Genomic DNA, 15,623 nt, shown 5'->3' with positions numbered 1-15,623 from the left:
CCCCCCAACTCCCCTACCCCCTACCTACCTTCCTGGGGGATAATTTCTGTGACTACTCTGCTTTTGGATGAATTACCACCTTTAACAACAATATTTTCTGTTTCTAAATTACCGACGGCTGTTTCCCCTTGAAAAGTTAATTTTGGTTCAATTTGACGATAAATTATATTTCCTTGAGCTTCTAACAATTTTTTATCTAAATACCAAGTCAGTTGATTTGATTTTAAAGACTGACTACGTTTTCCAACCGCATTAACATTACCAGTGAGATACACCGTGTTTTCTGGTATTTTCATTTTTCCCTGATTAGCGGTGACAGTCACATTCTCAGCAGTTTGAAATATGCGAATAGGAGAATTTGTGGTAATATTTTCTTTGTTAATATTCCAGGTTATAGAGTTACTAGTAATTTGCATTGGTGGATCTATTAACTCTAATTTTGCCTGTGGTTTGAGAGTCGCAATTTGAGTTTTTAAATTAATTTCTGCGGCGTTACCCTGACCACGTGCAGTAATTTTGTTATCTTTATATCTTTCTATTTGAATTGGGCGATCGCTAAATAATTTCTCCTCCTTAATATGCCATATTAAATGCTCAGTTTGCATTTGCAACTGTGGATCTGTGGATTTAGCAACTACTCCTTGTGAAAATTCTACCCGTTGTTCACGAGTTTTAATCTTTGCCTCTTGAGCTACAGCCTGTAATTGTTTATGACTACCATTTAACTGATTGCGAACAATTAATAAATCTTCTTGAGGCCGCCATTCTAGCTCATTACCCTTGAAGACAATCCCATTACGGGTATCAGTAGCGACAATTTTACCTTGAAGAAATAGTTGCTTACCATCTTGCTTAATGTCAGCTTTTTCTGCTTTAATTTGGTAGACAACTTTTCCATCTTGGTAAAGTTCCCCTTCAGGATTTTCCGCCTGACCTACTTGTTTATCTGTAGTGTACTTTGCCTCTTTAGCTTTAACTTTCCAAATTGGTCTACCTACCTCATCAAATTGTTCAAAAACAATCCTAAAAAAAGTTACCTTAGTATCATCATCTTTTGGAGATGAAGGATCAGTTTTTGATTGGGTAGGTAATAGATTACCGCAACTCGACAAGCATAAGCCTAAACATAATATCAAAGGCAGGTAAAACCAATTAGTTAGTGATGTTAACCCCAAAAATGAACAGAAGTGGGGAGAATGATTTTTAATTCCCCTCTGATGTTTTCCATCTTGTCTTCCATTCTCCCTCGCTTGTGAATCTTGCATTATTCTGGAACTTCTAGATGTCTATTACTATCTCTAGGATCGTCTAAAAAGCCCATACTAGACAATGGGCGATATGGATAACTTTGGCGGGGAGTTTTTTGGATATCTTCTTTGATGGCTTCTAAATCAATATAGCGATCGCTCACATTAATTAAACTATCACTAGTCATAGAACGCAAACTCACCACCTCTACCCTCACCCCACGATAGCTGACAGAATTGACAGCATAAGCCAAATCGCCGTCACCGCTGACTAAAACTGCGGTATCATAGGAATCGCACAATGCCATCATATCAACAGCTATTTCCACATCTAAGTTAGCTTTTTTAGAGCCATCTGGTAATTGCACCAAATCCTTAGCAATCACCCGATAACCGTTACGACGCATCCACAACAAAAAGCCTTGTTGTTTCTCATTTGTCCGATCCACTCCTGTATAGAAAAAAGCCCGTAATAGCCTTGATCCGCCAGTCAATCGGCACAATAACTTAGTGTAATCAATTTCGATTCCTAGTTGTAGTGCCGCATAAAATAAGTTTGAGCCATCAATAAAGATAGCCACCCGACCCCGATTTTCCAAAACCTGTTCTGGGGTAAATATTGAGTCGTTTTCAAAATTGTTCAACATTGTTGTCATACCTTGTGTTGTTATCCCTGTTATGATAGAAATTTCTAACTATCTACTTGTTAGAGTTGCTTATGATAAGAATTCAGGAGTTCAGAAGGCAAGAGGCAAGAGGCAAGAGGCAAGAGTAAAGATCAATATTGTTCTTTATTCCCTGTTCCCTGTTCCCTGTTCCCTGTTCCCCGAATTCTTTGGTTTTTTAAGAAATTCGCAGTTCCCAAAATTAATCTTTTATTTTGATGTTTCTATCCGTTTAAAAACTGGTTTTGGTGTTCCCAATATTTGTTTATCGGATAATATTCCCCATGTTGAGTGGGTACAAAAAGGAGCTAAAATTGCACTTTCTTTTTGTTCATTAAAATTTATTCCCCAGCCTAATTGCTGATAAATATCACTGCTGATATTAGGAATAATTGGGGAGAGAAGATAAGCTGCTAGTCTTACAGATTCCAGCACCGCATATAGCACCACTTCCACTTCCCCCTGCTTACCTTGTTTATATAATGACCAAGGAGCTTGATCATCAATAAACTTATTACTGGCTTGTACCAGAGATAAAACATAGTGACAGGCTTCATTGAAAGCTAATGCTGTGTATGCTTGTTTCACCTTTTCTCCTAACTGCAAACCCATTGTTTTCAAAGGATTGTCAATGGGAATAGCTGATTGGCTGATGGACGGTACTTGACTAGCACAGTATTTCTTCACCATGTTTAAAGTCCGATTTAACAAATTACCTAAATCATTCGCCAAATCTGCATTCAAAACATTAATGAACCTTATTTCATTAAAATCGCCATCTTTACCAAATTCGATTTCCTTAAGGAAGTAATAACGAACGGCATCACTACCATAATTTTCCACTAAAGTAATAGGATCAAGGGTATTACCTAAAGTCTTCCCCATTTTTTGACCATCTTTAGTTAAAAAACCATGTCCAAATACCCTGTCTGGTAAAGGTAAACCTGCTGACATCAACATTGCTGGCCAGTACACAGCATGAAAGCGTAAAATATCTTTACCAATCAGGTGCAGGTTAATCGGCCACCATGTTTGTAAAGCATTAGCTAAAGTTGGTTCTGCATCTGGTTCTAACAATGCCGTAACATAACCCAGCAAAGCATCAAACCACACATATAATGTATGTTGAGAATTCACAGGTACAGGAAAACCCCAATCCAGATTTACCCGGGAAATTGAAAAGTCCTGTAAACCTTGAGCGACAAAATTGAAAACTTCATTCCGTCTGCTGACAGGTTGGATAAAATCTGGGTGGGACTGGTAAAACTCCTCTAACTGGGTTTGATATTTAGACAAGCGAAAAAAATAGTTCTGCTCGTCTCGCCACTCTACTTGTTTGTTAGTATGGGTGGGACAGTGTTTGTCTGCAAGTAAATCCCGTTCTTCCTTGAATTCTTCACAGGAAACGCAGTACCAACCTTTCTGTTGTCCTTGGTAGATGTCACCAGTTTCCCAAACTCGCTGAAAAAACTCTTTCACTATCGCTTGGTGACGGGGTGCTGTAGTCCGACTAAAGCGATCATATTGAATGTCGAGTAAATCCCACAAGTTAAGAAAACTAGGAACGATTTCATCACAAAAATCTTGTGGTGGTTTTCCTAAATTTGCTGCTGAACGCTGAATTTTTTGCCCGTGTTCATCTGTACCTGTAATTAGTAGCACTTGATGTCCCTGTAAGCGATTAAATCTGGCTACTACATCCGCTGCTATAGTTGTATAAGCACTGCCAATATGCGGAACATCGTTGACATAGTATAGTGGTGTGGTCAGTGCAAAAGTCTTTTCTGTTTTATTCACAAGATTCATGGACTATAAAAGCAAATTATTAATCAGTTTTCTCTATTAATAATCTAGATGATTTAGACAAAACTACGTAATTATATAACATTGCTACTTTTTTTTCAAACTCCTGGCGATGGATAACAAGTTTATGGACTGAAGAATTGTTTAATTACTTCTATAAATCCACCTGATTTTTAACTAAATCAGAGAAAGTATAGGAATCCGGTTTGATTCCTGAATTTTCCGTTGAGTTAGGGAACAGGGAACAGGGAACAGGGAACAGGGAAGAAGGATTTCAGTATGTACCGAGTTCTGTTCAAAAATCAAATAGGAGTCCTATATTTACTAATAATCATGGTAAAACCTGTTTCTGTCCTTAGTAGTTACAGAGAATACACTAACTGAAAATCTAGCGATATAACTAATTGTGTGGATATGATTTTGCATATTATTCCCAGTAATAATTGACTAAACTGTTAGTTGTAATTTTGAGTAATGTACTAGGTTGTTGTTCTAGAAATTCCTAATTTAGCGAGCCTTGTTTGGGAATTTTTAATCCATTAATCATTGAACTAACTATTAAAAATTTACTCGCAGCATTTAGCTAATGTCTAGCGACTGAATGCTGACTTACATACTTATATATCATGAATACAAATTGCTATAAATTCTGTAATTATGGTTTCAGAGTGGATGATTTTTTATCTGGAAAGGTTGATTTTAGACAGATGAGAAAAGATAAAAATTTCATCACAATCCCTATCTGGATACAGAAGAGGGTAAAGTTAAAGATAGAGTAGACGAATAAAAATAAGTAAAATGCCAGCAGTTGATCCTAAACCTTGTTTTTTAACGCCAAATCCAGTAGAATCAGATTCTCCTTTATTTATCTATTTACCAGGTATGGATGGGACTGGTGAGTTATTGCAATCTCAAATCCCAGAATTAGCCTCTGGTTTAGATATTCGTTGCTTGTCCATACCCAAAAACTGTCTGGCCACTTGGGATGTTTTAGCGAAGAATGTTTTGGACTTGGTTCACGCTGAGTTAGAAAAAAGCTGTCAACGGATAATATATCTATGTGGTGAATCTTTTGGTGGTTGTTTAGCAATACAAGTAGCTATCCAGTCGCCGCAGTTATTTAAGCGTATTATCTTAATTAATCCTGCTTCGGCTTTGCAGCAGCAATCTTGGTTTAATTGGATATCCCCGGCTACTCAGTTTGTGCCATCATTTCTATTTAATGTTGGTGCGTTGGGTTTGTTACCGTTTCTAGCATCATTAGAACGGATTTCTCCAAGCGATCGCCATACACTACTTACAGCTATGCGTTCCCTACCATCAGAAACTGTAAATTGGCGCTTATCCTTACTGCGAGATTTCCAGGTTGATAGCAAAGAGCTACAACAGCTAACACAACCAATTTTACTCATTGGCAGTGGTAGCGATCGCTTATTACCCTCTGTAAGTGAAATTACTCGATTGGCAGGTATTTTACCAAATACCCAAACATTTATCCTACCATATAGCGGTCATGCCTGTTTATTAGAGAAGGATGTGAATCTCTATCAGATTCTCAAAGATAATGATTTTTTAGAAGTTAATATTAATATACCAAAAATTCCTAAATCAACGGACAGTCCTATTTTCACCACCTGAGTTCGGTGTTAGGAGTTCGGAGTTTCTCCTTCGGAGACGCTACGCGAACGGAGTTATGATTTTTTCAACGAGATCATAAGGGTTTGAGACTCATACTTGGGGCAGTTTTCCACAAATTAAGTAGGTTAGCCTTGAAAATCGTCGTTATGGCAAGGCAAGAGGCACTCATGCAAGAGGCAAGAGTGAAGAGGGTTTGGGCGATTTTACTTTTCTTTACACAGATTGGTTTTATTGTGTTCACCTACTTATCTTATGTCGAACTCAGGTTTTCACCAAGTCCGTGTGAAGCCCGGTTGTATTAGTATATGGGGTATAGGGGCAATTTATCTAGCTTGCGTCCGAAAGGGTCTTGCCCCTACAATGTGCAATTCTCCAGAGAGATTATTAGCAACCTGAAATACCAATATATTATCAGGAGATTATCGGTGAGTTTTCACACTTCCCGCTGTATTCTGTAACATCCGTTTACTCTTCGGGGATGAATACTCAATATCTCTAGAGGTTTGCATCGCCTCTTTAACAAGAGTTGCTAATTCTTCTAACTGATTAATTGCTTCTGCACCCTCTAACTTCATTAACTCTCTATCATCACGCATTTCTGTCCAAGTAATCCCATAATCGGATACTAAAAAGCGAATTAAGTGATTATCGCCTAAGCTCACCATAAAAGATGCACTGTTCATTTGGTCGCCGCAAGTATAACAAGAAGCCGGATAACCATACCTCTCTAGTACAACTGCTAGAGCTTGCAAATTCATTACTAAATCTTGAACAAATTGTCTATGCTCGTTTGCTAGTCTTAAAAACACTTGTCCCTCCAGACACCACAGTCATTTGAGTTTATTTTATATTTTCTTTAGATTTTCTCATGAATCGGTGTTGTAAAATGGGTTTTACAATTTTTAGTGTTTCATGGGTTCGTTAATTAGTTAACTTGTCTAGGTTAGTAGATAACGATTCTTGAATAAGTATCAGGCTATTCAATTTATCAGGTAGTTATAGCAGGCTCAATTACTAAAATTTACATTTTGGCTTTATTGCTCTGTCGGAACTGTACCTAATAAAATTTAGACCTTATTAGCCTAGCTTAAATTCCTTCGTAGTCAAGTTCTTTAAAGCCATACCTGGCACTATTACAGGTCATATAGAACCATATTAAGATGATTTATTCAGTCTAACGCTTATTTTCGTTCTTTGTGTTTTTACCTCCACTTCAAATAAACCTCGAATGATATAGCATAGATTGAGATTAACGCAATTGTCGAATATACTTAATTAATGTATCGTTTTTAATATATATTTTTAATACCCTCCATAACACTGATTAGGATTAGAGGATTTACAGGATTGTAATTTGATGGTTAATGACTCAGTTTATAATATTTTGTCAGAATCAGGATAACCAGGATTATAGGATTAACAGGATGATTATTTGATAATTACTAGACGTGAATGATGTATTGATTATTACAATAATTTGATAAAAATGAACCTTTCTTCATACATTTATTTAATATTTTGTCTGAATCAGGATAACCAGGATTATAGGATTAACAGGATGATTATTTGATAATTACTAGACATGAATGATGTATTGATTATTACACTAATTTGATAAAAATTAACCTTTATTCATACTAATCATCAACAACCAACCAATAATTAAACAATCACATCCTGTACATCCTCAAATCCTGGACATCCTGATATGGCTTACGCCACGCTTCGCTATCAGACAAACACAACATTCACCACACAACAAATAATCATCCAATCACATCCTGTACATCCTTAAATCCTGGACATCCTGATATGGCTTACGCCACGCTTGTGAAAACACAACATTAGTATGTCATGCTGGATATGGAAACTTTGCAACCGTTAAAATTGTAGATTCTAGTGGTATTGAAGTTGATTATTTTGTTGTTTTTACAGTATTTCGGGAAAGTAAAAAGCTGAGGTTGCACGTAGAAAGCGCCTACCCTAAATATGATGGTATAGGTAAAATCAAAAAAGTTCGCTTTTTTGTGATAGCTAAAAACTTATTAAATAATAAAAAATTACCCAGTCCTTAAATAACAAAGACTCCTTGAGGAGTCTTCGCCAAAAATCAATTTTTGGTATTCAGAACGTCTTTACCGGAATTCCTCGACCATACAGGTAACGGGATGTCATGTTTAGACTATCTTTCAATGCCTAAATCATGTCTGCTGCATCCTATATTTCCATATTAGGCTATATTTTCAATTTCGTCAAGTTTGTATTTGTCTGATAGCGTAGCGTGGCGTAAGCCATATCAGGATACCCAGGATGAAAGGATTTACAGGATGGTTATTTGATGGTTGATGACTATTTACTTAATATTTTGTCTGAATCAGGATAAACAGGATTACAGGATTTACAGGATTGTTATTTGATGATTACTAGACGTGAATGATGTATTGATTATTAAAGTAATTTCATAAAAATTAACCTTTCTCCATACTAATCATCAACAACTAACCAATAATCAAACAATCACATCCTGTACATCCTCAAATCCTGGACATCCTGATTCTGACAACCACAACATTCACCACACAACAAAAAATCATCCAATCACATCAATCACATCCTGTACATCCTCAAATCCTGGACATCCTGATTCAGACAATAATATGCTATTTTCAATACAGCATACATGAAACCAACCATTAACCAATCATGAATAATCCACAACAACCGCGAGAATACGATGCTGTGCTTGGTGGTAATAGTCCATCACTAGAAGGTGCTGCCGTTTTAGGAGGTATTGAAGGGGTAAAATTGCGGTTACAAAATCCAGATTCAAAGGTGAGAATTGCTGCACTTGAGCAAGCATTGAATTATGGAGAACATGGTTTAGATTTGGTAATTGCAGGTTTAAAAGATGAATCTTGGGATATTCAAAATGCGGCTTATTTAATATTAAATAAAAGAACGGAAACAAAAATTAAGCAAATATTACAAAATCCTGATAAACTAGGTTTTAAACTAGAACAAATTGAAGTATTAACAGTCAACAAATTTGGGGAAATTATTCAACGTCAGCCACGTATAGCTAGATATTTTCTAGAAGATTTGGGCAATGGTGTAAAACTAGAAATGGCTGCAATTCCTGGAGGTACTTTTATGATGGGTTCACCAGAAAATGAAATAGGAAGACGTGATGATGAAAGTCCTCAGCATGAAGTTACTGTTCCTAGTTTCTTTATGGGAAAATATCCAGTAACACAGGCACAATATCGAGTTATCACGGGAAATAACCCTTCTCGTTTCAAAAGTGATAATCGCCCGGTTGAAAGAGTTAGTTGGAATAATGCAGTGGCTTTCTGTGAAAAGTTAAGCCAAAGGACAGGAAAAACATACAGACTGCCAAGTGAAGCCGAATGGGAATATGCTTGTAGAGCCGGAACTACCACACCATTTCACTTTGGAGAGACGATTACAACGGATTTAGCTAACTATAATGGTAATTTTACTTATGGACAAGGACCAAAAGGAGTTTATAGATCACAAACAAGAGAAGTAGGAAGTTTTGGAGTAGCCAATAACTTTGGATTATACGATATGCACGGCAATGTATGGGAGTGGTGTCAAGATAATAGGCATAGTAACTATGAAGGTGCGCCAACAGATGGAAGCGCATGGCTAGATATTGAATGGAATGCTAATGCAAAACTGGTGCGCGGTGGTTCGTGGGTCTTCAATCCTGGGAATTCCCGTTCGGCTTGTCGCTACGACTACAACCTCCTCGATGGCAACTACAACCATATCGGTTTTCGGGTTGTATGTAGTGGTGCGGCGAGGACTTAGTAGCACTATGCGCTTTTGCCCTCTTGCTCTTTTATTGTCTTACCTATCTCGCGTAGCAAGAAAATTTTTTGTCTGAATCAGGATATCCAGGATTAAAGGATTTACAGGATTGTAATTTGATGGTTGATAGATGAGATTCATATATTTATTCTTCCATCTCACTTCATAAATATTCACTTTTCTCCATACTAATCATCAACAACTAACAAATAATCTAACAATCACATCCTGTACATCCTCAAATCCTGGACATCCTGATTCAGACATTTATTATTCTTTGCAACTTTGCGCGAAATAAAAAACCCAATAAACTAACAACTAACCCCCCTATTTATACATAATGAATAACCCCCATCAACAACTACTCCAACAAATAGACTTAATGCTTCGCGCCCGCTATCCCCTACTATATATAGTCGGAGTCGAAGAAGAACCAATAGAACAAGTCCTCCAACAACTCACCCAAATATCCCAGACACCACGACAACTATTATTATGGGATATCGTCACCGGTTGGGATGACAACGGAACTGATAAAGGTTCAGTCATGGGTGCATTATCAAGAATTACCAAAACCCCAGAAAATACAACCACAATTTTTGTATTGCGAGACATACATTTTATCCTCAAAAACCCCGAAACAGAAAAAAATGCTCCCGTAATTCGTGCTATCAAAAACCTCACCCGTCAACTCAAACGCACACGCCAAACCCTCATCCTTACCAGTCATACATTAACCATTCCCCCAGAACTACAAGAAGAAGTTACAGTTATTGATTTTCCCTTACCCAACATCGAAGAAATAGATTATTTAATTCAACAATTAATAGTCCCCGAAAAACTTAACTTAAATGGACTGGGAAAAGAACAATTAATCAAAGCCTGTCAAGGATTAAGTCGCGCCAGAATTAGAAGAGTTTTAGCCGCAGCTTTAGCAGCAAAAGGACAAGTCAACGAAACAGATATTGATAGAGTATTAGAAGAGAAAAAACAAGCAGTTCGCCAAACCGGAATATTAGAATTTTACACCGCCAATGAATCATTAAAAAACGTCGGAGGTTTAGAAAATCTTAAACAGTGGGTGCGAATGCGTCAAGATGCTTTTACGGAAGAAGCACGACGTTATGGAATACCCAACCCCAAAGGCGTTTTATTAGTAGGAATCCAAGGAACAGGAAAATCATTATCAGCCAAAACTATCGCCCACGAATGGCGTTTACCATTGTTACGTTTAGATGTGGGGAGATTATTTGGGGGAATAGTCGGAGAAAGTGAAAATCGCATTCGGCAAATGATACAATTAGCAGAAGCAATATCACCCTGTGTATTATGGATGGATGAAATAGATAAGGCATTTGGTAATATTAATAGTGGTGTAGATGGTGACTCTGGAACATCGCGCCGGGTATTTGGTACACTCATTACCTGGATGCAAGAAAAAACCAGTCCGGTGTTTATGGTAGCTACTGCTAATAACGTGCAAATATTACCAGCCGAGTTATTAAGAAAAGGGCGATTTGATGAAATATTCTTTTTAAATTTACCCACAGAAAAAGAACGCCATGATATTTTTAAAGTCCACTTGCAAAAAATCCGTCCTTCCCGACTGCGAGAATTTGATTTACAAAGACTCGCAAATCATAGCGAAAACTTTAGCGGTGCTGAAATTCAACAGGTAATTATTGATGGTATGCACCGCGCTTTTGGTAGTTTAATTGATGGTAATAGGCGGGATTTTAACACTGAAGATATTTTAGCTGCGGTGTCGGAAACTGTTCCTTTGGCGGCTATTGCTAAGGAACAAATTACTAGTTTAAAACGCTGGGCTGCGGAAGCTGGCGCAAGAACGGCTTCTGTTGATACGCTGTTAATTGAGGAGTTGAAGGTTTATTCTCAGCAGCAGGGTTTGGGTCCTTTGGAGGTGGATTAAATAATAAAAGAAAACGAACCGCAGAGGCGCGGAGGACGCGGAGGGAAGAGGTTTTGGAGATATTTTTTATAGGAGTTGATTTTTTATGTCTCATTTTACAACTATCAAGGTGCAAATTAAACAGGGTGAAGTTTTGCTTGACGTTTTGCAAGAGTTAGGTTATCAAGTTGAACAAAATACTCAAGTTCGGGGTTATAGGGGTGATAAAACTAATGCTGAATATGTGATTAAGCAATCTAATGGTTATGATTTAGGTTTTCGTAAAAATGAAGAAAGTTATGAATTAGTGGCAGATTTTTGGGGTGCGAAAATTAATCAACAGGAGTTTATTAATAATATCAGTCAAAAGTACGCCCATAAAACTTTGATGGAAACCATACAAACTGAGGGTTTTAGTGTGGAAGAAGAGGAAGTTTTAGAGGATGGTACGGTGCGGGTTTTAGTTGGTAGATGGGTTTAAATAAGATCCCCGACTTCTTTTTAAGATTTTATCAATAAATGATTAAATAAGGTAAGAAGTCGGGGATCTGAGGACAAAAGGAAAAATCATTATGGCTGAATATCAAAAAGTTGAATATCGCATTGGTAAAGATGGTAAAATTGTGGAACGGGTTTTAAATGCAATCGGTTCTAGTTGTGTGGAAACAACAAAAGGGTTAGAAAAGTCCTTGGGAGAAATAGAATCTCAGGAATTGTTACCGGAATATTATCAAGATGATGAGTTAATTACCACTTCCGAAAATCAATCTTTACAACAACAATAAACTAGAATAAACTAGATCCCCGACTTCTTTAAGAAGTCGGGGATCTGAACACCAACTACATAAACAAATAATATGCTAGAACAAATTAATGATATTGCTTTTGCTGTAATTCTCGTAATCATCGTTTATATTATTCTCCGGTTTTTATTCCCAGCAAATAATCAAGATATACCTATTAATAATCAACCCGTAACTTCTCTAGACACAGAACATAAGATTAAAGAGTTAGAAATTCAATGTCAACGACTACGAGAAGAATTAAAACAACAATCTCAACAATTACAAAGTGATTTTCAACATGAAACTTTTACCCAATTACAAACTTTACTCAGCAATTATCCCACAGTCAAAAAAATGGCTTTAGCTAAACCTGACTTACCTGCTAAAAACTTAGTTTCTCTATTTACATCTTTAGATAATTTAATTACTAATTGGGGTTATACGGGTTATACTGCTATTGGGGAAACTTGGGAACAGGTTAATTATAATCCCCAATTACATCAAGCTGATAGTGATGATATTCAAGAAGGGGAATTAGTCTATGTTCGTTTTATTGGTTATCAAGATGGTGATAAAGTTCTCTATCCTGCTAAAGTTAGTCGCACTCTTCCCCCAGGATTCAATAATACTTAAACTCATGAATTTGTAGGTTGGGTTGAGGAACGAAACCCAACATTTACTGCTTACAATTTTTTAGATCATATATTTATTCTGTCTTAACCCAACATCAAGATATCAATTATCTATCATTTTTGTTGGGTTGCACTTCGCTTAACCCAACCTACTTAAATTATGACAACTATCGCAATTGATTTTGGTACAAGCAATACTGTAATTAGTATTTTAGAAGCTGATACTCAACAACCTAAAAGTTTACGTTTTCCTAATTTATCCCGTGTATTTGTGGATGTTACTCCTCAAGGTGAAAGAGTAGAATTTCCGATTATTCCCAGTTTAATGTTTATTAAATCAGGTAATAATATTATATTAGGTGAAGGTGTTCGTAGTCAAAGATTAGGACTTTCTCAAGCTTATCCTCCTGAACGGTTATTTAAAAAGTTTAAACGTGATTTAGCTGAAGATTATCAACCACCAGCAAGACAAATTGATGGGATAAATTATAATGCTATTTCTGTTTCTGAGTTGTTTATCCAAACTATTTGGACAGAAATTAAAAAGCAAAATATCGAACCTAGTCATTTAATTTTTACTGTTCCCGTTGGTGCTTTTGAACGTTATTTAGATTGGTTTCGAGATTTAGGTCAAAAATTAAATGTTCCTCAAGTTTCCATTGTTGATGAATCTACAGCAGCAGCTTTAGGATATGCTGTAAAACGCCCTGATAAGTTAATTTTAGTGGTTGATTTTGGTGGGGGAACTCTCGATTTAAGCTTAGTTAAAACTGTGAATAATTCTGATGAAAATAACAGTTTACGCGCAGTTTTATACTAAACACGGGTGAGATTTAAACTGATTTAAACTTTTGCCAAATAACAAAGAACCCAGACGTTTAGAATCAAACAATCAAGCCGTTTTGAGTATAGTTCAATAAAATATTTCAAATTCCATGACTTTTGCCAATTACCCAATTACGTCGGAAAAACCGTGCTAGTGCTGATTCTTCCAAAGATAAATAAATCGGTCTACCATGAGGACAGGTGCGCGGGTTGCGGGTACGTTGCCAATTATCTAATAAGGTCTGCATTTCTGGTAAACTCATTTTTGTGCCATTGCGAATTGCACTCCGACAAGCAACAGCAACTTGAGCAGTTTGTAAATCCCCTCCCCAACTTAATTCTAAAATTGCTTCTGCACAATCTTCTCGTTGTTTTAACATCATAGGAATGTTACGCACTGCCCAAAGGTTATCACCAAATGGTTCTATATCTAAACCAATGCGTTGTAATTGGGAAACCTGGGCTGGTGATAATTGATAAATAATAATTGGGGTTTCTACAGCTACTAATTGCCAACTATCACATAATTGTTCATATAATACTCGTTCATGGGCTATATGTTGTTCTACTAACCACATTCCTCCAGAATGTTCAGCAACAATATAAGTATTACTCAGTTGGGCAATGGCTTTTAAATAGGTTTGATTTTCACTACTTTGGGATTTTTGAGAGTTGAAGTTATATTCACCTTTTGATTCTGCGACTTTCAATAAATTACTAACTCTGGTTGTGTGAATGGATTCTTTTATATTGGTTTCCGAAATCCGCAGAGATTTGTGAATAGCTTCAGTAATTTGTTCTTGCCAAAAAGTTAGTTCATTGAGATAAATTTCTGTTTTGGCTGGGTTACGATTCCAGTTAATTTGTTCTGGAGAAATAGTTAAGTGTAGAAAACAAACGGGATAGCGATCGCGTGGTAATGTCTTATGAAAGGCTGAAAATATTGTCTGTTCTAGTTCTGGCGTTTTAATCATTCTGCCATTAATTGCCACTTTTACCCAATCAGGACGATGACGATGGCATCTATCGGGTAATCCTATCACCAAATGCAAAGACGAATTTTCCAGATTTGGTATTTGTAAATTCACCTCATGTAAATCACCTTGTCGCACCTGGGGGAGAATTTGGGGAATTAGTTTTCCCACAGTTGGTGCGGGACAAATCGTAAACCATTCTTTGTCATTTTGCCAAATTTGATAATTAACATGAGGATGACACAAAGCTATCTGTTGAATGACATTTTGTACAGCCTTTAATTGCTGATTTGTCGCCGGTAAACCCTGACGACGAGCTTCATAACTAGCAAATAAATTATTAACTGTTACTACTGTACCCGGTGCGATCGCTACCACTTCTACTTGTGATACTTCTCCTTCATTATTATAAGCAACTCGCCAACCTTCACTTCCCCCCAAAGGACGACTTAAAACTTCTAAATCTGCCAAAGTCGTTAAACTATGTAGCGCCTCACCACGAAATCCCAAACTGCTGATTTTCCATAAATCTGCACTAGAATGAATCTTACTGGTACTGTGGGCAGTTGCGGCTTGTTGTAAATCATCCAAATTCATGCCACAACCATTATCAGCCACACGAACTCGCCACATTTGCGGCCATAAAGAAACGACAATGCGTGTTGCTCCAGCATCTAGGGAATTTTCCACCAACTCCCTGACAACAGCTACCCAAGAGTCAATTACTTCTCCTGCCGTAATTAGATATACAACCTCTGTTGGTAAAGCTTGAATTGTAGATGCCATTATCATTAAAAATTACTAATTAAAAATTAAAAATTGTCTTTACGGTTAGATAATTAGCTTACAATATTATGACTGCAAAATATTAATTTCTTAAATCTGCTGTCATTCTAAAGAAATACGAATTAAGAAGGGATATTTGGTAAATTTCTGATTAGATTAGAAGCAGAGAAAAGCTTATGAGTATTAATTTAGTTGCTGATGTTAACGACTTAAAGAACAGTCTTCTATGGGGTCAACCTGCTTTTACAATTATTGATGTGCGCGATCGCTCAACATACAATCATAGCCGCATCACAGGAGCGATTTCTATCCCCCTCAATGACTTAGAATCTCGCGCCCAAATATCCCTCTACAGAGAACGCCAAATCTATGTTTATGGCGAAAATGACAGCCAATCAGCCCAAGCTGTGAGAACCTTACAATTCCTCGGTTTTACCACAGTAGCTGAACTGGGCGGTGGCTTATCAGCCTGGAAATCTATCAACGGTGCTACAGAAGGGGTAGAGGGTTAAAGGAGTAGGGGGA

The 15,623-nt window shown here is 37.0% G+C and carries 12 protein-coding genes and 1 pseudogene; 8 read left to right on the top strand and 5 right to left on the bottom strand.

The features are described from left to right. Positions 1-20: 20 nt before the first annotated feature. The 3 genes from lptC to metG all read right to left on the bottom strand — a co-directional run bounded on the left by lptC (position 21) and on the right by metG (position 3,718). Positions 21-1,265 (bottom strand): LPS export ABC transporter periplasmic protein LptC, encoded by a 1,245-nt coding sequence (gene lptC, locus AN486_RS23250; RefSeq protein ID WP_290602726.1) that lies wholly within the window; start codon positions 1,263-1,265, stop codon positions 21-23. Beyond that, positions 1,265-1,894 carry an NYN domain-containing protein gene (locus tag AN486_RS23245; RefSeq protein WP_027403313.1) on the bottom strand — a complete coding sequence of 210 codons (630 nt, stop codon included), beginning with the start codon at positions 1,892-1,894 and terminating at the stop codon, positions 1,265-1,267. Before AN486_RS23245 ends, lptC begins: the two co-directional genes overlap by 1 nt. A gap of 228 nt (positions 1,895-2,122) precedes the next feature. Further along, on the bottom strand, positions 2,123-3,718 hold the full coding sequence (gene metG, locus AN486_RS23240) for a methionine--tRNA ligase (protein WP_039200952.1): 1,596 nt from the start codon (positions 3,716-3,718) through the stop codon (positions 2,123-2,125). A gap of 795 nt (positions 3,719-4,513) precedes the next feature. Here metG and AN486_RS23235 point away from each other — a divergent pair. After that, complete coding sequence (locus tag AN486_RS23235; protein WP_290602724.1) at positions 4,514-5,353, top strand: alpha/beta hydrolase; 840 nt, start codon at positions 4,514-4,516, stop codon at positions 5,351-5,353. A gap of 419 nt (positions 5,354-5,772) precedes the next feature. On the opposite strand, the gene AN486_RS23230 is transcribed toward AN486_RS23235, so the two are convergent. Then, on the bottom strand, positions 5,773-6,162 hold the full coding sequence (locus AN486_RS23230) for a DUF1815 family protein (protein ID WP_039200949.1): 390 nt from the start codon (positions 6,160-6,162) through the stop codon (positions 5,773-5,775). 2,215 nt (positions 6,163-8,377) lie between these two features. Between AN486_RS23230 and AN486_RS23225 the strand changes: the two are divergent. The 6 genes and pseudogenes from AN486_RS23225 to AN486_RS23200 all read left to right on the top strand — a co-directional run. Further along, positions 8,378-9,187 (top strand): annotated as a pseudogene (locus AN486_RS23225) (formylglycine-generating enzyme family protein); the annotation flags it as partial. 340 nt (positions 9,188-9,527) lie between these two features. Beyond that, entirely contained in the window at positions 9,528-11,117 is a 1,590-nt protein-coding gene (locus tag AN486_RS23220) for an AAA family ATPase (protein WP_290602723.1), read from the top strand. A gap of 85 nt (positions 11,118-11,202) precedes the next feature. Next, a complete protein-coding gene (locus AN486_RS23215; protein WP_053537901.1) occupies positions 11,203-11,577 on the top strand; it encodes a DUF1257 domain-containing protein in 375 nt (124 codons plus the stop codon). A 91-nt stretch (positions 11,578-11,668) separates the two neighbouring features. Next, positions 11,669-11,881 (top strand): DUF2997 domain-containing protein, encoded by a 213-nt coding sequence (locus tag AN486_RS23210; RefSeq protein ID WP_015079055.1) that lies wholly within the window; start codon positions 11,669-11,671, stop codon positions 11,879-11,881. A gap of 72 nt (positions 11,882-11,953) precedes the next feature. Further along, positions 11,954-12,514 (top strand): molecular chaperone GrpE, encoded by a 561-nt coding sequence (locus AN486_RS23205; protein ID WP_290602722.1) that lies wholly within the window; start codon positions 11,954-11,956, stop codon positions 12,512-12,514. 159 nt (positions 12,515-12,673) lie between these two features. Continuing rightward, positions 12,674-13,333 (top strand): Hsp70 family protein, encoded by a 660-nt coding sequence (locus AN486_RS23200; protein ID WP_234413274.1) that lies wholly within the window; start codon positions 12,674-12,676, stop codon positions 13,331-13,333. Positions 13,334-13,439: 106 nt separating this feature from the next. Here the strand turns inward: AN486_RS23200 and mutL are convergent, their stop codons facing one another. Next, positions 13,440-15,098, bottom strand: a complete 1,659-nt coding sequence (mutL, locus tag AN486_RS23195; RefSeq protein ID WP_290602721.1) for a DNA mismatch repair endonuclease MutL — start codon at positions 15,096-15,098, stop codon at positions 13,440-13,442. A gap of 176 nt (positions 15,099-15,274) precedes the next feature. Between mutL and AN486_RS23190 the strand changes: the two genes are divergently transcribed. Continuing rightward, a complete protein-coding gene (locus AN486_RS23190) occupies positions 15,275-15,610 on the top strand; it encodes a rhodanese-like domain-containing protein (RefSeq protein WP_053537898.1) in 336 nt (111 codons plus the stop codon). Positions 15,611-15,623 lie beyond the last annotated feature (13 nt).

The sequence above is a fragment of the Anabaena sp. AL93 genome (assembly GCF_001672085.1).
GTDB classification, from domain to species: Bacteria; Cyanobacteriota; Cyanobacteriia; order Cyanobacteriales; family Nostocaceae; genus Dolichospermum; species Dolichospermum heterosporum.
This window is presented reverse-complemented; position numbering and strand designations above follow the sequence as displayed.